17 protein-coding genes are annotated in these 22,679 nt (G+C 54.5%); 13 read left to right on the top strand and 4 right to left on the bottom strand.

Going from position 1 to position 22,679, the window contains the following annotated elements; genetic code table 11:
- The first annotated feature begins 217 nt into the window (after positions 1 to 217).
- The 5 genes from GNT65_RS06815 (at position 218) to GNT65_RS06795 (ending at position 9,289) form a co-directional block, all read left to right on the top strand.
- A complete protein-coding gene (locus GNT65_RS06815) occupies positions 218 to 2,386 on the top strand; it encodes an OmcA/MtrC family decaheme c-type cytochrome (protein ID WP_160794621.1) in 2,169 nt (722 codons plus the stop codon).
- Between the two features lie 372 nt (positions 2,387 to 2,758).
- On the top strand, positions 2,759 to 4,729 hold the full coding sequence (locus GNT65_RS06810) for an OmcA/MtrC family decaheme c-type cytochrome (RefSeq protein ID WP_160794619.1): 1,971 nt from the start codon (positions 2,759 to 2,761) through the stop codon (positions 4,727 to 4,729).
- Positions 4,730 to 4,810: 81 nt separating this feature from the next.
- Complete coding sequence (locus GNT65_RS06805; RefSeq protein WP_160794617.1) at positions 4,811 to 5,800, top strand: DmsE family decaheme c-type cytochrome; 990 nt, start codon at positions 4,811 to 4,813, stop codon at positions 5,798 to 5,800.
- A gap of 12 nt (positions 5,801 to 5,812) precedes the next feature.
- Positions 5,813 to 7,912, top strand: a complete 2,100-nt coding sequence (locus tag GNT65_RS06800; RefSeq protein ID WP_160794615.1) for an MtrB/PioB family decaheme-associated outer membrane protein — start codon at positions 5,813 to 5,815, stop codon at positions 7,910 to 7,912.
- 213 nt (positions 7,913 to 8,125) lie between these two features.
- Complete coding sequence (locus tag GNT65_RS06795) at positions 8,126 to 9,289, top strand: sugar diacid recognition domain-containing protein (RefSeq protein WP_160794613.1); 1,164 nt, start codon at positions 8,126 to 8,128, stop codon at positions 9,287 to 9,289.
- A gap of 69 nt (positions 9,290 to 9,358) precedes the next feature.
- Here GNT65_RS06795 and GNT65_RS06790 read toward each other — a convergent pair whose 3' ends face one another.
- Both GNT65_RS06790 and GNT65_RS06785 read right to left on the bottom strand, forming a co-directional pair.
- Complete coding sequence (locus tag GNT65_RS06790; protein WP_160794714.1) at positions 9,359 to 11,038, bottom strand: RluA family pseudouridine synthase; 1,680 nt, start codon at positions 11,036 to 11,038, stop codon at positions 9,359 to 9,361.
- Positions 11,039 to 11,340: 302 nt separating this feature from the next.
- Positions 11,341 to 12,312, bottom strand: a complete 972-nt coding sequence (locus tag GNT65_RS06785; protein WP_160794611.1) for a TDT family transporter — start codon at positions 12,310 to 12,312, stop codon at positions 11,341 to 11,343.
- Positions 12,313 to 12,421: 109 nt separating this feature from the next.
- Between GNT65_RS06785 and GNT65_RS06780 the strand changes: the two genes are divergently transcribed.
- Positions 12,422 to 13,324: a LysR substrate-binding domain-containing protein gene (locus tag GNT65_RS06780; protein WP_160794609.1), complete on the top strand. Its 903-nt coding sequence runs from the start codon at positions 12,422 to 12,424 to the stop codon at positions 13,322 to 13,324.
- A gap of 365 nt (positions 13,325 to 13,689) precedes the next feature.
- Here GNT65_RS06780 and GNT65_RS06775 read toward each other — a convergent pair whose 3' ends face one another.
- Positions 13,690 to 14,079 (bottom strand): universal stress protein, encoded by a 390-nt coding sequence (locus GNT65_RS06775; protein WP_160794607.1) that lies wholly within the window; start codon positions 14,077 to 14,079, stop codon positions 13,690 to 13,692.
- 162 nt (positions 14,080 to 14,241) lie between these two features.
- Here GNT65_RS06775 and GNT65_RS06770 point away from each other — a divergent pair, with 162 nt between their 5' ends.
- The 4 genes from GNT65_RS06770 (at position 14,242) to panP (ending at position 19,575) form a co-directional block, all read left to right on the top strand.
- A complete protein-coding gene (locus GNT65_RS06770; protein ID WP_160794605.1) occupies positions 14,242 to 14,613 on the top strand; it encodes a cation transporter in 372 nt (123 codons plus the stop codon).
- Positions 14,614 to 15,075: 462 nt separating this feature from the next.
- Positions 15,076 to 16,434, top strand: coding sequence for a GntP family permease (locus tag GNT65_RS06765; RefSeq protein WP_160794603.1), 1,359 nt, complete (start codon positions 15,076 to 15,078; stop codon positions 16,432 to 16,434).
- 105 nt (positions 16,435 to 16,539) lie between these two features.
- Positions 16,540 to 17,685 carry a glycerate kinase gene (locus GNT65_RS06760; protein WP_160794602.1) on the top strand — a complete coding sequence of 382 codons (1,146 nt, stop codon included), beginning with the start codon at positions 16,540 to 16,542 and terminating at the stop codon, positions 17,683 to 17,685.
- 249 nt (positions 17,686 to 17,934) lie between these two features.
- Positions 17,935 to 19,575, top strand: coding sequence for a pyridoxal-dependent aspartate 1-decarboxylase PanP (gene panP / locus GNT65_RS06755; protein WP_160794600.1), 1,641 nt, complete (start codon positions 17,935 to 17,937; stop codon positions 19,573 to 19,575).
- Between the two features lie 104 nt (positions 19,576 to 19,679).
- On the opposite strand, the gene GNT65_RS06750 is transcribed toward panP, so the two are convergent.
- On the bottom strand, positions 19,680 to 20,213 hold the full coding sequence (locus GNT65_RS06750; protein WP_160794598.1) for a thiol-disulfide oxidoreductase DCC family protein: 534 nt from the start codon (positions 20,211 to 20,213) through the stop codon (positions 19,680 to 19,682).
- Between the two features lie 179 nt (positions 20,214 to 20,392).
- Between GNT65_RS06750 and GNT65_RS06745 the strand changes: the two genes are divergently transcribed.
- The 3 genes from GNT65_RS06745 (at position 20,393) to GNT65_RS06735 (ending at position 22,668) form a co-directional block, all read left to right on the top strand.
- Positions 20,393 to 21,412, top strand: a complete 1,020-nt coding sequence (locus GNT65_RS06745; protein ID WP_338091763.1) for a helix-turn-helix domain-containing protein — start codon at positions 20,393 to 20,395, stop codon at positions 21,410 to 21,412.
- A gap of 216 nt (positions 21,413 to 21,628) precedes the next feature.
- A complete protein-coding gene (locus tag GNT65_RS06740; RefSeq protein ID WP_160794710.1) occupies positions 21,629 to 22,366 on the top strand; it encodes an AzlC family ABC transporter permease in 738 nt (245 codons plus the stop codon).
- Positions 22,366 to 22,668 (top strand): AzlD domain-containing protein, encoded by a 303-nt coding sequence (locus tag GNT65_RS06735; RefSeq protein WP_160794708.1) that lies wholly within the window; start codon positions 22,366 to 22,368, stop codon positions 22,666 to 22,668. Before GNT65_RS06740 ends, GNT65_RS06735 begins: the two co-directional genes overlap by 1 nt.
- Positions 22,669 to 22,679 lie beyond the last annotated feature (11 nt).

Raw genomic sequence — 22,679 nt, 5'->3', positions numbered from 1 at the left:
AACTACCCCTAAAGAAATAGTCAGATCTCAATCACATAAGCGGACTGAAACACCTGCTAAAAAGTTGCCATTTCGATAGCCTTAGAGTTGGAAATTAATTCCACACACTAAGCGGGTGCTCTCAACGATAAAAACAACTACTGTTCTCAATCTTGGTATTTGTTTCTGTTGAAGAACAATCAATTAGTGATGATTAAAACTATTGCAGGGAATAATCATGATGAAAAAGTTCAATGTTAATGCAGCGACTAAAGCTGTATTAGGTGCAGGGCTTCTCTCACTCGCCTTATCCGGTTGCGGCAGCGACGGTAAAGATGGCGAAGATGGCAAGCCAGGCCCCGTTGGTAACCCCATTGGCGAGGTCTCACACCTTAAATCACATATCCAGTCAGCCAGTGTAGATGACGCGGGTATCCTCACAATCAACTTCAACCTGACCGACGCCAACGGCGTTGCGGTGTTCGGTCTTGGTTATGCCGATATCGGTGCCGTGTCTTTCGGCCGTGTGGGCAACGAAGATGAAGTTGGCAGCACAGATCTCGAGGGTAACCCACGTGATATCTGGTTAAGCTACTTTAATAAAGATAAAGGCGATGGCCATTACACAGGCTCTTCTTACTTCAAGGGTAAGGATTGTGAAACTTGCTTGACCGACAACGGCGACGGCAGCTACACCTTGGTACTCGATAAGCCTATCGACACCTTAGGTAAGTATGACTACAAGGCAGATGTCACTAACGGTATCTACCTCGGTGTGAAGGCAAGCAACAGTGTCGGCTCTACCATGGTCGACAACAGCTTCTTCTATTGGCAGCCAAGTTCAGACACAGTTCAAGACAAGCCTAAAGCACTGATTGCTAACGATACTTGTCAAAGCTGTCACCGTCCTGGCCAGGATGGCGCACTTTCCATGCATGGCAGTAAGCATGTCACGCTTGAGTCTTGTACCTTCTGTCATACCGACTACAACTCCTACATGAAGGATGAGAAGGATGACGATGGCAAGGTGGTACGTACCTATGAGTTTGATGGCTCAATCAAGGGTATGGCACACGCGATCCACAGCCACTCAACCTACAATGGCATCTACCCACAAAGCGCGGGTAACTGCCAGACCTGTCACCAGGCAGATGAAAACCTAGCCATGGCCGACGCCTGGAAGGCAGACTTAGACACCGCAACCTGTATGAACTGTCACAACAGCCCATACGCGGTACCAAGCTGGCACTGGGATAATGACAACAACCAGATTGCCGAGAGCAAGCAAAACTGTGTGAGCTGTCATAACGATCCAAACGGCGGTGTACGCGGCGCCGAATCTGGCCACTACCTGAAGAATGACAACGCGCAATCAGCCGCAGCTAAAGTCACCTTCAATAGCATGAGCTATGACGCTGACACTAAGACGATTACAGCCAACATGACTGTGAGTCTGGGCGACACTAAGGTTACCCTGGCACAGATCGATCCTACGCCATACAAGTACGGTGGCGACACCAGTGCCATAGTGTTCAATGGCGTGGTCGACGATGACTTCCTGGTGAACTACCAGAAGGTCGGTTATAGATATTTCACAGCTGCCGAGGATGGCTCGATCAATGTCACCATCGCCGATGGCGACTTCAAGGTTGCCCAGGTCATGGAAACCCCAGAAGTAACCGTGGCGCTCAGCAGCCAGTTACACCTCTGCTTCGACGGTAAAGGCGCATTAGCCGACTGTACTGTTGAAGAGAACGTTGCAACCAATGCTGGCCCTTACGTGCCTTCTGACACAGACTACTTCGCCGTCGACGGTACACAAATTGATAAGTCTCCACGTGTACAACACGCCGAAATGGCGGCTTGTCAGCAGTGTCACACCACAGCGATCAAGCACCGCTTCAGCAACGACATGGACGGCTGTGCAAGCTGTCACAACGGTACCCGTGACAAGAAAGGCACAGGTTCTTCTAACCTAGCCTATATTGTTCACAGCAAGCACTATGTCTATACCCCTGAAGGTGACCTGTTCTTCAAGAAGACTGAATGTCAGGCATGTCATGGCGACAATGGATTCTCGCTTTCTAAGATAGCTCCAAAAGCCACCCCTGTCGCCTTCGGCACAACCGATGGACAACGTCTGAGCGACACCAACGAGCAGCTAGTGGTATCACCACAAGCCGCTGCGTGTGTCAGCTGTCACCAGGCACCTTACGGTCTAAGCGAAGCAACAGCCGCGCACATTCAGACTAACGGTGGCTTGCTCAAGCAAGACGGTGCACCTCTGACAACCTTAGGCGTACCAGCTAGTGACTATGATAGCCTCAACCCGGCCGAGACCTGTTCAACCTGTCACAAAGACAGCCAGATCCTGGAAGCTCACGCTAACTGGGGCAGCAGCCACTAGTGACTTAGGCTTCATCCTGGTGACTCATCGGGGTGATATCTAATACCCAAAGGGAGGCATTGCCTCCCTTTGTTTTTTATGTAGAACAGCGATTCCTAAAATAAGAACAAAAATAGCAAAACTGTTTCATTTTGAAACATTTTTTCCTTCCTGCAGCGCCTATCCAAGCCCTCAAACCTACCCCTTTAGAAATAGAAAGATCTGGGTCACACATTAGACGCTGTCTGGCAGATTTTAGCCGCCTGTTACGTTAGCATTTCCTTGGGGATTTCTATTTCCAGCATTGACTTAGGTAGCACAACTTATAACTGAGAACCGGCACATTCGATGGGCCATGCACTTAAGACGATGCCAAACCTATGCAGGGAAAAAATGATGAACGTACAAAATAATAAGTTTAAGCTGCTTCTCGCAGCAGGTGCCGTCTCCATGGCTCTCAGTGGTTGTGGTGGCAGCGACGGTAAAGATGGTAATCCGGGCAATCCCGGTGGTCCAGCGGCCGATGCCATTGAAGTGCTTCACCTTGATGTCACCAAGGTGGAATACGACAACGGTACGCCCACTATCACAGTCTTTGCGACCAACGAGGAAGATCTTCCCGTTATCGGTCTGAAAGACATCGAAGTGAAGAAGGTGGTTCAGCTACTACCACAAGGTGCGACTGGTGCCGGTAATGCCGCCGAGTGGCAATATATCGGCTCACAAAAAACCTTCACCGACCACAAGGATGGTAACTACAGCTTCACCATCGAAGTGGAAGGCTACAACCCAGAGCTGACCCAGAGATACAATATTGTCGCCAAGGCCTCGACACTGCTAGATGGCGTCACTCTGGTGCCACAAACCGAGATCGCCGAAGATTTCTCTGGCGAAGGTTATGAGCCACTCTACACCAAGAATGTGGTCTCAACCGCCAGCTGTAACAGCTGTCACGCCGAAGGACAGAAGATCTACCACGGCTACACCAGCGTTGAGACTTGTGTTTCTTGTCACACTCAAGAGCTGGCCGATGACAAGGGCAAGCCACAAGTAGCCTTCAACCATCTGATCCACAACGTCCACAACGACGCTAAGATGTATGGCCGCAACATGGACAAGAGCGCCGAGACGGCACATCACATCGTTCAGGACAACTGTCAGACCTGTCACGTTCAGTCAGACGAGCTCACCGAGTGGGGCAACTGGTCACGCGTTCCGACCATGGAAACCTGTACCAGCTGTCACGTCAACATAGACTTCGAAGCGGGTAAGGGCCACTCACAACAAAACGACAACAGCAACTGTGTTGCCTGTCATAACGCGACCTGGACAGCCGAGCTACACAGCCAGGCCAGCAATGACAAGAAAGCCCTTATCGATCAGTACGGCCTCAATGTTGAGTCGACTATCGACGCCGACACCCAGGCCGCTACCATCAGCGTTCAGGTAGTCGATGCCAGCGGCGGCGCCGTGGATCTTGCCACACTGCAGCCAATGATCCAGCGTATCGAGATCGTCACTAACGTAGGTCCGAACAATGTGACCCTAGGTTATCGAGGTAAAGACTCAATCAATGCCATCAAGAATGGCGTGCTCGATGCGGCCGCTAAGATTGAAGAAGGCAAGCTGGTTTACACCACCAGCAAAGATCTTCAACTGGGTGCTGAGGGTGCAGACAACGAAACTGCCTTCACCTTCGTTGGCTGGGCCATGTGCTCAGACAAGGGTGAGTTCGTTAACTGCGACGATCCAGATTTCGACGGTAGCGACACCGACCAGTACACTGGCATGAAAGCCGACCTGGCCTTCGCCACTCTGTCTGGCGAGGCGCCAAGCATGCGTCACGTCGACTCAGTGAACTTCACCGCCTGTGCTTCTTGTCACACCACAGAGTTCGAAGTGCACAAGGGTAGTCACCACGCTGGTTTCGTCCTGTCTGAGCAGTTAGCTCACACCAAAGATGCCAACGACATGCCTATTGTAGGTGTCGATGCTTGTGTGGCCTGTCACACGCCAGACGGCACATACGCTGGCGGCGCGAACAAGGGTGCACTAGAGATGAAACTGCACCTGGTACACGGCGAGCAAGGCATCATCAAAGACTGTGCCCAGTGTCACAACGACTTCAACCTGGACGCCTTCAAGGCTAAGGGTGCCCTGGCGACGGCTGGCGGCCAATACAGCACACCTATCGCCGCGACATGTACTTCTTGTCACACCAGCGATAGCGTCAAGGCCCACGTCGAGAGCCAAGGTGCCATCATCAATGGCGCTAAAGATGTCGCTAACGACGCGGCGCAGCTAGAAACCTGTTTCTACTGCCACGCACCCGTTATCGAAGATCACACTGCGGTGAAGATGTAATTTGCGCATCTCAAATTGAAAACCGGGGGAGTCACCTCCCCCACTTTTCACTACTCATTTGTGCAAATTAGGATGCCTATTATGAAAATCACAAATAAATTCAATAGCCTGTTTCCGGCGGTGATGGCAGCGGCCCTGCTGTCGCTGGGCATTAGCCAGGGCGCGGTGGCGTCCAAGTGGGATGCTAAGATGACCCCGGACGAGGTAGAAGCCACCCTGGACAAGAAGTTTGCCGAAGGCCAATACTCGCCTAAGGGTGCCGACTCTTGTCTCATGTGTCACGGTAAGTCTGAAAAGGTCATGGACCTGTTTAAGGGCGTACATGGCGCTGCCGACTCGAGCAAGAGCCCGATGGCCGGCCTGCAGTGTGAAGCCTGCCACGGCCCCATGGGTAAACATAACCGTGGCGGTAAGGAGCCGATGATCGCCTTCGGTCCCGACTCCACCCTGTCTGCCGAGAAGCAAAACAGCGTCTGTATGAGCTGTCACAAAGATGACAAGCGCATGGCCTGGAACGGCGGTCACCATGACAACGCCGATGTTGCCTGTGCCTCTTGTCACTCGGTGCACACAGATAAGGATCCTGTGCTCTCTAAGAACACAGAGATGGAGATCTGTACCAGCTGTCACACCAAGCAAAAAGCCGACATGAACAAGCGCTCTTCTCACCCAATGAAGTGGGCACAGATGGTCTGTAGCGATTGTCACAATCCACACGGTACCCTGTCGGACTCGGACCTGGTCAAGCCCAGCGTTAACGATACCTGCTACGAATGCCACGCAGAAAAACGCGGCCCTAAGCTATGGGAACATGCGCCCGTAACTGAGAACTGCGTAACCTGTCACAACCCGCACGGCAGCGTTAACGAGGGCATGTTGAAGACCCGCGCCCCACAACTTTGCCAGCAGTGCCACGCTAGCGATGGCCATGCCAGCAATGCTTACATGGGCAACACTGACCAAGGTTCAAGCGTGGGTGGCAATGCCTTTACCGGTGGTCGCAGCTGTCTGAACTGTCACAACCAGATCCATGGTTCTAACCATCCATCTGGCAAACTGTTCCAGCGCTAAGGAGACGAGAAGATGAAATTCAAACTCAATGTAGTCACCCTCGCCCTTATCGCTAATGCCGGGTTCGCAATTCCCGGCATGGCACTGGCCGATGGCTATGGCATTCAAAACGCCAACACAGAAAAGGTGAAGTTCGACAAGTGGGCCTGTAAGCGCTGTAAGATTGAGACGGGCGTCAATGGCACTATCGGTGCCGGCGTCGGTTACAACGACAGCGACGACATCCGCTCGGCCAACGCCTTTGCCGCCGAAAATGAATTTGTCGGCAAGGTCGACGCCGATGTGAGCTACATCAGCGAATCTGGCTACCGTGCCAGCATAGAGGCGCAAAACCTCGGCATGGAAAACGGCCGCCTAGATCTCGAGTCCGGCAAGGTAGGTCAGCACAAGCTGAGCCTCAACTACCGTCAGATAGCCACCTACAAGACTGACAAGGCGATGAGCCCTTATCAAGGAGTAGGCGGCGACCACCTGACCCTGCCAGACAACTGGCAGACGGCGGGTTCGAGCCAGGATATGAGCGAGCTATACAGCAGCCTCAACCCACTTGAGCTGTCGCTCAAGCGCAAGCGCGCCGGCATCGGCTTCGAATATCAAGGTGAAGAGCTGTGGAGCACCTACGTCAACTACCAGCGTGAAGACAAGACCGGCCTTAAACAGGCATCGGGCAGTTTCTTCAATCAGTCTATGATGCTGGCAGAGCCTGTGGACTACACCACAGACACGGTTGAGGCGGGTATCAAGCTTAAAGGCGACAACTGGTTTACCGCCCTGGCCTACTCAGGTTCGAGCTTTAAGAACCAATACAGCCAGCTTACCTTCGACAACGCCTTTAATCCGACCTTCGGCGCCCAGACTCAGGGCACCATGGCCTTAGACCCAGACAACGAGGCCCACACAGTCTCGCTGATGGGCCAATACACGGCGGGCAGCACCATCATGAGCGGCCGCGTGCATTATGGTCAGATGAGCCAGGATCAGGCACTGGTCACCTCAGGTTATGGTTACCAGACACCTGTGGATGCACTGGATGCCAAGGTCGACATGAAGGGCGCTAACCTCAAGGTGGTGTCTCGCATCAACCGCACGGTTCGCGTTAACGCCAGCTATGACTATAGCGACCGCGATAACAAGACCAATGTGGAAGAGTGGACCCAGATCAGCATCAACTCCACCACAGGCAAGGTGGCATACAACACCCCTTATGACTTCACGACACAAAGGGCTAAGTTGGGCGCCGATTTCCGTCTGAGCCGTGGCATGAAGCTGGAAGCGGGTTACGACTTCCGCCGCGACGAGCGTAGCTACCAGGACCGCGAGACCACAGATGAGAACACGCTATGGACCAAGTTCCGCCTCAGCGCGTTCGACAACTGGGATATGTGGATCAAGGGCAGCTATGGCGAGCGTGATGGCTCGGAATATCAGGCCTCAGAGTGGACCTCGAGCGAGTCTAACAGCCTGCTGCGCAAGTACAATCTGGCGGATCGTCAGCGCACCATGGTCGAGGCACGTATCAGCCACACGCCAGTCGATGCCCTGACCATAGACTTCGGCGGCCGTTATGCCCTGGACGACTACAACGAGACCCAGATAGGTCTGACCGAGTCGCAGGATATCAGCTACGACATCAGTGCCAGCTACCTGATCAACGACGACATGATGGTGAATGCCTTCTACAATCGTCAAAACATAGACTCAGAGCAGGCAGGCAGCAACAATTTCGGTGCGCCTAACTGGTTTGGTCTGGTGGAAGATCAGGTCGATGTGATCGGCGCCGGGTTCAGCTACAACAATCTGTTAGAGAAGAAACTACGCCTGGGCGTGGACTACACCTACTCAGATTCTAGCAGCAACACCCAGGTGCAGCAGGGTCTCAGCGGCGACTATGGTGATTACTATGCCAAGGTCCATAACGTCAATGTCTACGGTCAATACCAGGCCACCGACAAGATGGCGCTGCGTCTTGACTACAAGATGGAGAAGTACAAGGACAATGACCCAGGTAACAGCATAGCGCCAGACGGCATCTGGAACCTAGTCGGCTTTGGTTACAACAGCCATGACTACAATGCACACCTGATCATGCTAAGCATGAGCTACAAGCTGTAATTGCTATGCTCTCATAGCTAATTGCCCTTTAAAAACCCGCGCCCGTCGCGGGTTTTTTATGCGTCATTGTTATACCAATCGTAGTAAATAGCTGATCACTTACTCACCGTGGTTGGTATTGATTGCCACCTCGCAAAAGCGGCCACCCAGGCTTTTTCCCGTCGGTTTTTTGCCGTAAGCTCAACACACCAGCCCCCAAGTTAGCGTAGCGCCTTGTACTTTCTCGATAATCAACTCGCCCAGCAGATAGTGGATCGCACCATGGCGATCATAGGACACAACATCAATGTGATGAACAGCCAAGGGGTGATCCTAGGCTCGGGCGAGCCCCACCGCATAGGCTCCATCCACGAGGGCGCCCTGCTGGCCATCAGCCAGAATCGCACCGTCGAGCTCAACGGCGCCAGCGCCGCCAGCCTGCAGGGGGTCAAACCCGGCATCAACCTACCGCTGCACTATCAGGGAGAGATCATCGGCGTCATCGGCATCACGGGGGAGCCAGAACATCTCAAGGCCTTCGGCGAGCTGCTAAAGATGACCGCCGAGATGATAGTCGAGCAGGCCAACTCCCTGGATGTGGCCCAGTGGCGCGCCCGCCAGCAGGAGGAGTTTATTCTGCAGCTGATTAAGCCCGAGGGGCGGGATCTCAACCACCTGAAGATCTGGGCCAAGCGCCTGGATATCGATCTCGAAATGCCAAGGGTCGCGGCCGTGCTGCGCATCAACGACGACGCCGGCGACGAGCTGGCCAACTCTCAGCTTAAGACGGTACTGCATCTGTTAGAGACGCCGTCCCGCGGCAACCTGATCGCCATGACCTCGATGACTGAGCTGGTGATCATCAAGCCCGCCTTCCTCGACGGCAAGGCCTGGAGCGCCGAAGCCGAGAGCCTGCGTATCGACCGTCTGCTCAAGCGTCTGCCCAGCGAGCTAAGCGCCAGGCTGAAGATCGCCCTGGGCCATTATTTTCCCGCCACCATGGATATCAACCGCTCCTATCAGACGGCGCTGGAAACCCTTAATTTCGGCCAGCAGCTACACCCAGAACAGAGCAAGTACCTCTATGAAGATCATGCCCTATTGGTGATGCTCTCTGGCCTTAAACATGACTGGCGCGGCGAGCAGCTACTTAGGCCGTTTCAGCGCCTCATCGACAGAGACAAAAACGCCCTGCTGCGCAAGACGCTGGCAAGCTATCTGGGCCATTTCGGCGACCAGCAGGCCTGTGCCAAGGCGCTGTTTATCCACCGCAACACCCTAAGGTATCGCCTGGATAAGATAGCCCAGATCACTAAGGTGGATATTCACAAACTCGATGGCCTGCTGCAGCTCTACCTAGGTCAGGTGCTGCTGAGCCGCGGCCAGGACCAAGGCTAAATGATGATCGTGGCAAACAATCCTAGGCAAAACATGGCCTAGGCTAAGCATGACCTAAGTTAGACAGCTCTAGAAATCGGGATCGCAGCTAAAGCTGATCCGCTCGCCGCTGATGGGATGGTTAAAAGCCAGATACTGGGCGTGCAGATGCAGGCGGTTGGCCTTAGCCCCGTAGAGATCGTCGCCTATGATGGGCATGCCAAGACCATCCTGATGAGCGCAGTGCACCCTGAGCTGATGGGTACGCCCCGTCTTGGGAAACAGTGCCAGCAGGGTCGTGCCCTCGCCTCTGGATTTTACCTGCCAATAGGTATGGGCATGTTTACCATGCTCGAAACACACCAGCTGACGCGGCCTGTCGTCGAGATCCACCCGCAGCGGCAGCTTGATCTCGCCCTCGTCCCCCTGCACCTCACCCGCTACCCTGGCAAGATAACGCTTCTCCACGGTGCGGCCGATAAACTGCTGCACCAGTGCGGTATTGGCCTCGCTGCTCAGGGCGATCACCATAAGGCCAGAGGTGGACATATCCAGGCGATGGACAATCAGCGGCCCGGTCGCCTTGGGAAAGGCCTGACGCATACGGCTATAGACGCTGTCAGTCACATGCTTGCCCGGCACAGACAGAAATTCCGCCGGCTTGTTGACCACGGCAATTGCCTCATCCTGATAGAGGATGGAGAGATCCTTACCCTCGGCGGGATTGTTCAGCAGCGGGTTGTCATCCAGCGCTATGCCACTCAACATATGGGCCAAAATCGGCTCACACTTGCCGTGACAGGCGCCATAGAACTGCTTGTGCTGCTTCACCTCTGACTTGGGCGATGCTCCCCACCAGAACTCCGCCATGGCGATGGGCTTGAGGTCGTTGGCGAAGGCGAACTGCAACAGCTTGGGCGCCGCGCACTCTCCTGCGCCCGCAGGGGGTAACCCTCTTGGCGATAGGCTAAATAGGCTGTTGAGATCTTTGACCTCCCCCGCCTGATTCAAGAAGCGATACTGGGCGAATAGCTTGCGCTGCAGCGCGTTGGACTTACCGGCACGTTGCTGCTTAAGCGCCTCAATCTCATCTTGCAGCGCACTAAGTCGATGCTCACGCTCGGCGATCTGGCTATCCCACTGCTCATTTAACTGCCTGAGTCTGTACTTCTCGGCCACGCTTTCGCGGCCAAGCTGTTGCTGCAGCGCCTCGAAAGCCTGGGCATCGAGCCGCTCGCCGGCCACACGTCTGGCCTTTCGCGCCTTGCGGTTTTCGATGATCGCCGCCCTCAGCTCGGCCACCGCCTCGGCTTTACCTGAGTTTAATGCGTTTAGTTCATCACTAAGGGATGCAAGTTCTGGGGCCCGCTGCAGCGATGCGAGCTTGGCGGTCAACTGATTGATAGCCAGCTGCTCACCGTGAAAAAAGCTATCCTGGGTCAACATGTCAAATACCGGCGGCACGAAACCCGGCAGCAGATTCTGCTCGGCTAACTTACCGGAAAACGCCTTGAGGTAGCCGAGCTCGCCATCAACATTTTGCACCACCAGCACGCCGAACATCTTGCCGATCGCCCCCTCGCGCTGCCCCGTCAGGCCGAAATTATGCTGCCAGTCTTGTTGCTGCTCGAGATGGGCTTTCAACTCACTAGCCGCCAGCTCACACAGCCTATGGGGCTCATAATAAAAGGGAAAGGTAAACCGCTCAGGCAGCGCTATACCCCCGATTGAGGAGCTAAAGGGGGTAAAACATTGCTGGGCACAGTACATGGTGTCTGACATCTTGGGTAATTAGGGCGATACGTGGGCCCATTTGGCATTGAGGCCCTTACTGAAAGCGGGGATTTTACGCGCTCACGCCGGTGAAGTCATGGGGCTGAAGTAATAATTTGTGTGATGAGCGCAGTAGCGGCCAGGTTGTATTCTTGTGATGCTGACTAGCGAAAGCCTATTGAGAAATGAGAGCATGGCATCCTAGCCAATAATACATATCCCTATCGCGCTGTAGAAAGGACGCGATATTAGGCTATTAGTAAAACTCGCCTATCCGTAACACTAGGCTATCCGTGAAACTAAACCGTCCGTGAAACTAGGCGCGGCTGTATCACTAGGTTGTTGATGTAACGCAGAGAAACATAGACCACCACAACTGTCGCCACCATCAACTCCAGCGCCGCGAGATCTCTCACCTGCTGTACATACTCGGCTTCTATCCCTTCAAGTAGCATCCAGTTGGCCATCTTGAACAGCGCCGTGCTGCCTATTACCATGGGGAAGGTAAACGCCGCATAGCCAGGGCTAAAGGGCAACCTCAGGAGTTTATAAAACGCCAGGTAGATGATGGCCGTCATCAACACGGCGATACCAAATAACAGGGCGATGATCACCGGCGATGGCGTCGCCGTGACCGTTAGGTAACCTGCCAGCGAAAGGCTGGCTGGCGCCGCCAGAATCGCCAACGTAGGCTTAGCCGCATCGGGCACCTCATGGGTAAACATCAGGCGATAGATCATCATGGGCAGCATCACGGCATAGGCCAGCATGCCAAAGACTAGAGTGCCTTGTGCTATAGCCGCCAGGGCCGGGTTGCCCGAGAAAGATACATCGGCAACCACTATGCCCACCGGCGGCACAAACCAGCTGGGGACCATGTGGTGCAGCTCAAAATCTTTCATCCTGTGATAGATAAAGCTCACCAGGAAGACGATATGCAGCGCCACAGCCGCCAGCCACAGGGCATCGCCAGCGCCAGGATAGAATTGCCCCAATGAGTTAGACACCACCATAGTCGCCATCGCGAAGGTAGGCACCACGCTGCCGACGACCGGGTGGGCGAGATCTTGCCTTAAAAGATGCTTATGAAAGAAAAACTTAACGCTCAAGACGGCTAACAACAGGCTCGCAATGGCGGCGCCAGCCCACTGGCCATAACCATGGAGCTCAGTGAAGTTTTCCCAGCACCAACCTAGGCTTGCAATGCCCAGTGCCAGACCCGCCATAGGTGTAGGAACGCCCATTACTGCCTTTTTCGTTTTATGAATCATCACAATCTCAATCAGGTTTCTTGCTGTGAAGCAATAATACGCTTGCCTATTGTTTTGTTATATCTAATTATTTATAACTAACGTTCAGAATAACTAAACATTAATTTTTATGGCCAGCCACATCTCGCTCAAGCAACTCAAGGTCTTTAGCACCCTCACCCAACATAAGACCCTAACCGCCGCGGCCGACAGCCTGTTTCTCTCTAAGGCGGCGGTGAGCATGGCGCTGTCAGAGCTGGAGAAGCAGCTCGGCCATCACCTTTTTGACCGGGTGAACAACCGTCTCATCCTCAATCAGGAGGGACACAAGTTGCAGCCCCTGGCCGATGAGCTCCTGCACAGAGCCGGCGATATCGAGCATCTGTTTAGCGATGAAAAATCACTCTCGGGCCAGCTGCGTATCGGCGCCAGTGACACCCTGGGCAACCAGGTGGCTCCCTATCTGCTGAGTGACTTTCGCCGCCATACCCAGCATGAGTTGCAGAGCCTGTTTATCTCCAATTCGGCTCAGATCTGCGACATGCTGATCGACTATGAACTGGATATCGCGCTGATCGAGGGTAAGATCCAACACTCGGAGATAGACGCGACCCCTTTCAGCTCAGATGAGATGTGCGTGATCTGCCCGCCAACTCATCCCCTGCCTGCAGATAGCGACATCCCCCTGCATGAACTGGAGGCCAGTCACTGGATCTTGCGCGAGGCCGGCTCAGGCTCCCGAGAATTCTTCCTACGCGTCGTCGCTCCTAGGCTAGAGCAATGGCATGAAGCCTTTCAGCTCAACAACACTGAGGCCCTAATCAACTCAGTCTCAGCCGGACTCGGCCTCGCCTGTCTGTCACGCCTGTCCGCCGAACCGGCGATCTGCGATGGACGGGTCAAGGTGCTCAAGCTGCCGCTGAACATGAAGCGCCGCTTCTGGTTACTGGTCCATAAGGAGAAGTACTTAAGCCCGCTACTGAAAACCTTTATCGCCTTCTGTCATGACTGGGAACGGGAACATCAGCTTTAGGGTGCCAGTTCACGCCAATATTAAGGGGTTATTGGGAAGGTTGTTTTGATCTAAGTCGAGGTCAGCACAAATGGCTTTATTGCCTATCTGCCCCAAAGGAGTTTTGCTAGTAGCTTCTACAGAAATAGTTCTTTGGAAGGTTCTTGAAGGCCACCCCCTCATTGCAACCTAACTCCTCTCCGGCGGGTGCTAGGTTACAGCGAAGGTTCGACCTTCCCCCTCCAGAGGACAATTCCAGCCGAAGCTACAATTCAACATGCCACTCGCAACAGGTAATAGGTCCTCAGAAAGGTCAATGACTTAGCCAAACACCTCAATCCAAGGTTTGAGCGAACCTTAAACCTTCACTGTTTAACCAATCAGGACTAGTGATCGAGATAGACCACGAGAAGGTCGGCCTCGACGGCGTTAGCCACCTTGGGCACTGAGGAAAACAAGCTACTCAAGAACTTATGATGGTGGCCACAGACCAGGAGATCGACATTTCTCTCCTTGGCGATACCAGCAAGTTTCATATGCAGGTCGCCTATCACCACTAAGGTTTCAGCTATGGGATAGTTGCTTAATGTTGCCATGGCCTGGAGCTCCTGCTGCATCTCGGACTCTTCCTGCGGGGTGATGGCCACACTGTCCACATCAACATAAACAAAAGAAACCTTACTATTGCCGCCCCTCGCCAATGTAACCGCCTTATCTATTACCACTCGGCTAGACTCAGACAGATCGACCGCCACCAGAATATGTTTGTAACTCATAACAGCTCTCCTTGTTACAGGATAAATAACTACCTTAAGTCTAGCAGCGTCACACCTAACCGATTGGCCCAGGCTCTTCGGCCGAAAATGCTTGACCTGTGTCTTAGACACAGCCCTAAGCTTTAACTGAAACGGTTAGTTACTCACCTTAGGAGATAAGTCATGAGCGATTTAGATCATAGAGTTGGCGTAAGAGAACAGAATTTAGTGATCCGAAACCTGAAACTAAGCAAGGTTACCCAAGATAACTACGATGCCTTGATAGCTGAAATTGATGACATTTTTGGCATTGATGAGGTGAGTTACAACATAAGAACGGGTGAAATACACCTTGCCTATGATGCAACTCATATCGATCTCGACGGTATTGAGAAAGTGCTCAAGCAACATGGAGCCGACTTGCATAACGACTGGTGGACACATACCAAAGAAAGTTATTACAAATTTGTCGATCAAAATATTAAGGACAATGCTGAACATAAACCATGGAGTTGCCACCAGGTACCTCCTGGGGCCAATAGAAAACATAAATAGCGTGGCAAACTACAATCTTACCCACCCAAAACTTAGGCTAGCAATATAACGGATCGGAGCCGTGGCAACTGTTCTGTACCTACGTATAGGTGCAAGCGAGGTCTACTCTAAGCAAGGTTAGAGACGCAGGCCGGGACGGCTAAGACCTGCGGCAGCGCCTGTCGCGGTGAGGTCAACTGGCAATCTGCCCACGACGATATATTAACCGCCTAATCGAACACGCCCTGTCGGTCATTTTGTGATCTAGACCGACTTTATTCCTCTCTCTCAACCGATATTTGGGCAAACGCACAAATATCGGTTGCACATAAGTTAAATATTAGGAGGCTGGCACGAAGCCAGATTGTCCGATTATCCGGATAATAGTGCCAGCCTGAAAACCCTTTGCTCCCGCGCTAGGAGCGAGTTAACGGGTCATCGCTAGATCAAACCAACAAATATAACCCAATACAGGGACACCCTATGAGCCTAGTACTGATCTTGATCGCCGTGATAGCCTTTATCGTTATCGCGACATCCAAATTTAAGCTTCACCCCTTCCTAACCCTTATTCTCGCCTCTTTCATCGCCGCCTTTGCCTACGGGCTACCCAGCGCCGATGTGGCAAAAACCATCACCTCCGGCTTCGGCGGTATCCTGGGCTATATTGGCCTGGTTATCGTGCTGGGTACTATCATAGGTACCATATTAGAGAAGAGCGGCGCGGCCATCACCATGGCCGATGTGGTGATTAAAGTGCTTGGGAAACGCTTCCCGACCCTGACCATGTCGATCATCGGCTACCTGGTCTCTATCCCGGTATTTTGTGATTCGGGCTTCGTGATCCTCAACTCGCTCAAGCAGTCGATGGCCAACCGCATGAAAGTCTCCAGCGTCTCCATGAGCGTCGCCCTGGCTACCGGCCTATACGCCACCCACACGTTCGTGCCGCCAACGCCCGGCCCGATTGCCGCCGCCGGTAACCTGGGACTAGAGTCAAACCTGGGTCTGGTCATAGGCGTGGGCATCTTCGTCGCGGCTGTCGCCGCCCTGGCTGGCATGTTATGGGCCAACCGCTTCGCCCATGTCGAGCCCGACGGTGAAGGCGCCGAGGAGCTAAAGAGCAATGTAGAAGACTTCGAGCAGCTCAAGGCCGCCTATGGTGAGCTACCTAGCCCGGCCAAGGCATTTGCCCCTATTTTCGTGCCGATTTTACTTATCTGCCTGGGCTCGATCGCCAAGTTCCCCTCGCAGCCACTGGGTGATGGCGCCCTGTTTGATACCCTGGCCTTCCTGGGTCAACCGGTAAACGCCCTGATGATAGGCCTGTTCCTGTCCCTAAGCCTGCTCAAGAGTCAGGATAAAATCAAAGAATTTAGCGATCGCATCAGCCACGGCTTAGTGGTAGCCGCGCCTATCCTGCTGATCACCGGGGCAGGCGGAGCCTTCGGCGCCGTGCTCAAGGCCACGGAGATAGGTAGCTTCCTCGGCAGCTCACTCTCGGCTTTAGGCATAGGCATCTTCATGCCATTTATCGTCGCCGCGGCGCTGAAATCCGCCCAGGGCTCATCGACCGTTGCCCTGGTGGCCACCTCGGCCCTGGTAGCCCCTATGCTTGGCGATATCGGCCTTGCCAGCGACATGGGCCGAGTGCTGACCGTGATGGCCATCGGCGCCGGCGCCATGACTGTCTCCCACGCCAACGACAGCTTCTTCTGGGTGGTGACTCAGTTTAGCCGTATGAGCGTGAAGCAGGCCTACAAGGCGCAAACCATGGCGACCCTTATCCAGGGTGTTACCGCCATGCTTCTTGTCTATTTGCTGAGTCTCGTCCTACTCTAAGCTAAACAAACCGGCGTCATTGGCCTAAACCTGGGCGCCGGTCTACACAGCTGATTTATTTCAGATTTTGTACTATATTCCTCCCTCTTCACACAGGAAGCCTGCATGAAAATAGTCATCGCGCCCGATTCATATAAAGAAAGCTTGAGCGCCATGGAAGTCGCCACTGAGATAGCCCGGGGGGTTTGTGAGGTGCTTCCCGACGCCGAATTTATCAAGTTGCCGGTCGCCGACGGCGGCGAAGGCACGGTGCAATCTATGGTGGATGCCACCGGCGGCAAGCTGGTCGAGCTTAAGGTTACCGGCCCCCTTGGCAGTCAGGTGGATGCCCACTATGGTCTGCTGGGTCAGGAGGCGCCAGGGCAGCGCACTGCGGTGATCGAGATGGCCTCCGCCTCGGGCCTGCACCATGTGCCGAGTCTCTTACGCGATCCCTTGGTCACCACCAGTTATGGCACGGGCGAACTTATTTGTCATGCCCTCAATAGCGGCGTGACCCATCTGATCCTCGGCCTTGGCGGCAGTGCCACCAACGACGGCGGCGCCGGCATGCTGCAAGCCCTGGGCGCGCACCTGCTGGACAATGACGGTAAACCCCTAAGACCCGGCGGCGCCGCGCTAGAACACCTTGCCAATGTCGATATCGGCGAGCTGCATCCACGGCTTGCCCAGGTAGCCATTGAGGTCGCCTGCGATGTGGACAATCCACTGTGTGGCGACAAGGGCGCCTCGGCCATCTTCGGCCCCCAGAAAGGCGCCGATGAGATCATGGTCGACAGATTAGACAAGGCCCTTAGCCACTTTGCCGATATCACCCATGCTGCTGGCCTCAAAGAGTGCCGCGACATGCCGGGCGCCGGCGCCGCAGGCGGCATGGGCTTTGCCATGCTGGCCTATCTGGGCGCCAAGTTAAGACCCGGCATAGATATCGTCATGGAGACGGTCAGGCTAAGCGAACATCTCAAGGGCGCGGATCTCGTCATCACGGGCGAAGGCCGCCTCGACAGCCAGACCCTGCATGGCAAGACCCCCATGGGGGTCACCCGCGAGGCCAACAAGCAGGGGATCCCGGTTATCGCCATCGCCGGCTGCGTCAGTGAGGATGCCAATGTGTTGCTGGACCACGGCATAGACGCCCTGTTTTCCGTGACCCCGAGGGCCTTGCCACTCGAGGAGGTACTGGCCGGCGCCCGTCATAACCTCTATAGCTGCGCGCTCAACGTCGCCCGCCTCTATCGTCTGGGGCGTTAGCTGTTTTCCAAGTTATCCTAAATGCCCTGACGCCACTTTGGTTCAGGGCTGTTTATATCGGCTCACAGCTTTCATTTCGGCTAAAGGCTTTCAATTCGGCTCAAGGCTAGCCTCTAATAGACCAGTCGCCCGCCAGCCATTTCACTTTTCCCCTTGATGCTGTATAAAGCTTACAGTAAAGTTAGCTCCCTTTTTCGATCGCCTGTTTTTTCTATTTCAAAACAGACACAAGTTAAGCGACGCGCCTCGATGACATCAAAACAGACACGACAAGCGACCGCCTCCGAAGAGGCCTTGATGCGTATTTTCACTCTGCCCGAGGCACCAAATTCGACCCTGGGTAAGATAGAGAAAAACCTGTCGGAAAACCTGATGGGCTTCCTCAAGGAGAGTATCGTCGCGGTCGAGAAGCCGCTGACCGAAATAGAAAAAGATTTCCAGGCCTACCAGATCCCAAGTGCCCCCAGCTTCGTCTCCGACTATGCCGAGCAGATGATGCAAACCCTGATCGCCCACAGCGTGCACACCTCGGCTCCCAGCTTCATAGGCCATATGACCTCGGCGCTGCCCTATTTCGTGCTGCCGCTGTCGAAGATGATGGTGGGGCTCAACCAAAACCTGGTGAAGATAGAGACCTCTAAGGCCTTCACGCCGCTGGAGCGTCAGGTGCTGGGGATGATGCACCACATGGTCTATGGCCAGACAGAAGTGTTCTACCAGAGCTGGATGCACAGCGCCAGTCACTCCCTCGGCGCCTTCTGCTCCGGCGGCACGGTCGCCAACATCACGGCGCTGTGGATCGCCCGTAACCGCCTGTTAAAGCCTGACGGCGACTTCAAGGGCGTAGCCCAATCTGGCCTGATGCGGGCGCTGCGTCACTATGGTTATGACGATCTGGCCATTCTAGTCTCGACCCGAGGTCACTACTCCCTCGGCAAGGCCGCGGATCTGTTAGGCATAGGCCGCGACAACATCATCAGCGTACCCTGCGCCAGCGACAACAAGGTAGATGTGGCCAAGATGCGCGAGGCGGCCGAGCAGTTAGCCGAGCAGAACATCAAGGTGATGGCGATTGTCGGCGTGGCCGGCACCACGGAGACCGGCAATATCGACCCGCTCGATGAACTTGCGGATCTCGCCGAGCAGCTGGGTTGCCACTTCCATGTGGACGCCGCCTGGGGCGGTGCCAGCCTGCTGTCGAGCAAGTATCGCCACCTGTTGACTGGCATAGAGCGCGCCGACTCTGTCACTATCGATGCCCACAAGCAGATGTACGTGCCCATGGGCGCCGGCATGGTGCTGTTTAAAGACCCGGAATTTGCCAACGCCATCAAACACCACGCCGAATATATTCTGCGTAAGGGCTCGAAAGATCTGGGTAGCCAGACGCTGGAGGGCTCGCGCCCCGGCATGGCCATGTTGGTGCATGCCTGCTTACAGATCATCGGCCGCGATGGCTACGAGATCTTAATCAACAACAGCCTGGAGAAGGCGCGTTACTTCGGCGAGCTGATTGCCGCCCAGGAAGATTTTCAGCTGGTCTCAAGACCAGAGCTCTGCCTGCTAACCTACCGCTATGTGCCGGCCAAGGTACAGGCGCTGCTCAATGAGGCGGTCGCAGCCGGTGACGAGGCCCGTGTGAGCGAGATCAATGCATTGCTGGACGGCCTGACCAAGTTTATCCAGAAGCGTCAGCGTGAGCAGGGAAAATCCTTCGTCTCCCGTACCCGCATCATTCCGGCCAATAACCTGGAGAAAACCTCTGTGGTGTTCCGCGTGGTGCTGGCCAACCCCTTGACCAGTAATGAGATCTTGCAGCAGGTATTGGATGAGCAGCGCGACATAGCCAAGCTAGATAATCGCTTCCTGCCGAAACTGCTGGCGCTTTAATCTCTGCTCTTTAGGCTCTGGTTTCTGGACTTTTATTACTGGTTTCTGGGCTCTAGTTTCTGAGCACTAGTTTCTGAACATTAGTCAGCCGAAATAGACCCGATTCAGTCGATAAATCTGGCCCTGTCTACCTCGGATGGCAGGGCGCAGGCTCTGCGACCAAACAGACGATAACGCCGATTGGCTATCTGTCGATAGCCCCAGTCTCGCAGCCCCCTGGGCAGCACTTTCAATATCCTCAACAAGGGCCAGAGGCCATCGAGTTGACTTGCTACCGCCAGCGCCGCCTCGCTCTGGGCCAGTACCTCTTGCTCACGTAGCAGATAGAAGCTGCTGAGATCCTCAAGATCCACGTTTATCCCACGCCTAGCCAATAGCCGCTGGGCCGTCTCGCTCTGAATCGAGGCGAATTTGAAATGCTGGCGCCTGTCGCGCCTGACGATGAAACGCACCGCGCCGTGGCACAGGTTACAGCTGCCATCGAAGATCACTAAGGGAAAGCAGTCGACCTGCTCGGCCCCATGTTTAACGCTTGTGCCCTGAATGCCAGTGCCCTGAACACAAGCCTCCTTAATATTCGTGCCTTGACGGTTAATCTTTCTGCTCCTCGTGCTTTGCGTATTGCGCTTGCCTCTCACCTGAGTGTACCACCCAAGTCGCCATAATCTGCTTTAGTCGATTTCAAACAGAGGCCAATTTTGTACAAAAACAGTCAACTCATTTAGGCTATGATGGCTAAGAGCCGATACAAACCAGTGACGAACCAGAACTATTGAGTAGTAACCACTGAGCATAGGCCTCTCGACGCGAGTATAAAGTGATAGCCCAAACATCCATGAAGTCACCAGCCTCGAAATCAACAGCGCCTGCTTTAACTGCAAAAGGGTTAACAGTAACAGAGTTAACGGCAACATGGTTAACAGCCAAGAATGCCGTTGCTGATCCCCAAAGTCTCGGCCGTAAATCGGCAAAGGCCCAAGCAAAAGTCCGAGAAAAGGATCAGACAAAAGAGCAGGCCAACTTCAGCCTGGCAAAGGAGCTGGGCGGCATAGAGCTACTGGCTGCCAGTTACCATCAGCAAAATTTCTCACGCCATTGCCATGAGGGCTATACGGTGGGCGTTATCGAAACCGGCGCCCAGCGTTTCTATCGCACCGGCAGCGATCACACGGCGCCTCAGCATAGCATCATATTGGTGAACGCCGACGAGGTGCATAACGGCCGCTCGGCCACAGATTTTGGCTGGTCCTATCGCGCCATGTATCCCCTGCCGCAGCAGTTTGCCAGGGTCCATGACGAGCTAGGCGGTAAAAGTGGCGACGCGCCCTATTTTCCCGAGCCAGTGGTGCACGACAAACCATTAGCGGAGCTGTTACGCCTCACCTTCGACACATTAAGCTCCTCAGACAATGCCCTGCTACGTGAGAGTCTTATCTACACCAGCCTGGCACGCCTGATGTCCCGCCATGGTGCAAGTCGCCCGGTCGAGAAGTCACTGCGGCCAACGGCGCAGCTGGCACTGGTAAAGCAGTTTCTGGATGATATGCCGGCCGCCGATGTCTCCCTCGATGCCCTGGCCAAACTGGCGGGCCTCAGCCCCTTCTATCTGATCAAGCAGTTTCAGCGCCAGTATGGTCTGCCACCCCACGCCTACCAGATCCAGGGGCGTATTCGATTGGCCAAACAGATGATCCGCCAGGGATCCAAGCTGCTGGAGGTGGCGCTAGCCTGTGGTTTTCACGATCAGAGTCACCTCAATCGTCACTTCAAACGCGCCATGGGCGTCACCCCGGGCCAGTATGCCAGAGAGGTCGAAGCCAGTAGGTCAATAGGCTAATAGCCCAATCGGTAAGGCAAAACAGGAAAAAAACAGCGCAACAATGTACAAGCCAGGTGCGCCCTTTTCTAGTAAGGTCGAATAATTCCTCAATTAAAACCAGCTAAGATGACACGCGAACCTCAACCAGACTCGAAAAAGCCTTTGCCCGACTCGGCCGCCGAAAGCCCAGATGCCAAAAACGCAGATGCATACAGCGCAAACGCCAAAAGAACTATGTGCGACAACGGAAGACTAGACAACGAAAGGCTTGAAAATGGCTCACCGATACGTGCGGCGCTCAAGGGAGCGCTGGCCATCTCGCCCCTGACACTAGCAGTCGTTCCCTGGGGCATACTCGCAGGTTCTTTTGCCATAGACGCCGGGCTCACGCCGCTGCAGAGTCAGGCCATGTCCGCCCTGGTCTTCGCCGGCGCGGCCCAGCTTGTGGCGCTTGGGATGATCAAGGCGGGCATTGGCCTTGCTAGCATACTAATCACCACCTTGTTGATCACCTCGCGCCACCTGCTCTATGGCATGGCGATGCGCCCGCAGGTAAGTCCCTTGCCACTTAAGTGGCGACTCACCCTGGGCTTTCTGCTCACCGACGAGCTGTTTGCCATCGCCAATCTGGGCAAACAGCGCAGTCTGGATCCCTGGTTCGCCTTCGGCGGCGGTTTTAGCTTCTACCTGGGGTGGAACCTGGCCACGGCAATGGGGATAACCCTGGGCCATAAGATAGAGAATCTGGACGCCTTGGGGCTGGATTTCGCCATCGCCGCCACCTTCATCGCCATAGTGGTGCCAGCGGTGAAACGCCCCTCAATCCTGGTGTGTGTGCTAGTCGCCATGGTAGCCAGCGTGGTGTGCGCCCTGATGGAGCTGCAGGCGGGGCTGCTTATCGCCTCCTTGACTGGCATGGCCTGCGGCCAGCTCTACGCCAAACTCAGCGGTGAACCCTGGAGGCAGGCATGATGATCTGGCTTACCCTAATCGCCATGACGGCGGTGATCTTCCTCAGTCGTTACCTGTTTCTCGAGCCCAAACTGCCACTGCGCCTGAGTAAAAACACCCTGCAGTTTCTCGGGTATTCGGCGCCAGCGGTACTAACCGCCATCGCCGCCCCCATACTCTTCATGCGGGGACAACAGCTGGCGATCACATACGACAATAGCTACCTCATCTGCGGCCTGGTTGCCGTATTACTCGCCTACTTTACCCGCAACACACTGCTGACCGTGCTGGTGAGTATGGCGCTGTTTTTCATCATACATTAGGGAGAAATTAA

It is taken from the genome of Shewanella insulae, from assembly GCF_009831655.1.
Classification (GTDB): Bacteria; Pseudomonadota; Gammaproteobacteria; order Enterobacterales; family Shewanellaceae; genus Shewanella; species Shewanella insulae.
The sequence above is the reverse complement of the archived record's forward strand: the minus strand, read 5'-3'. Positions and strand labels throughout refer to the sequence as shown.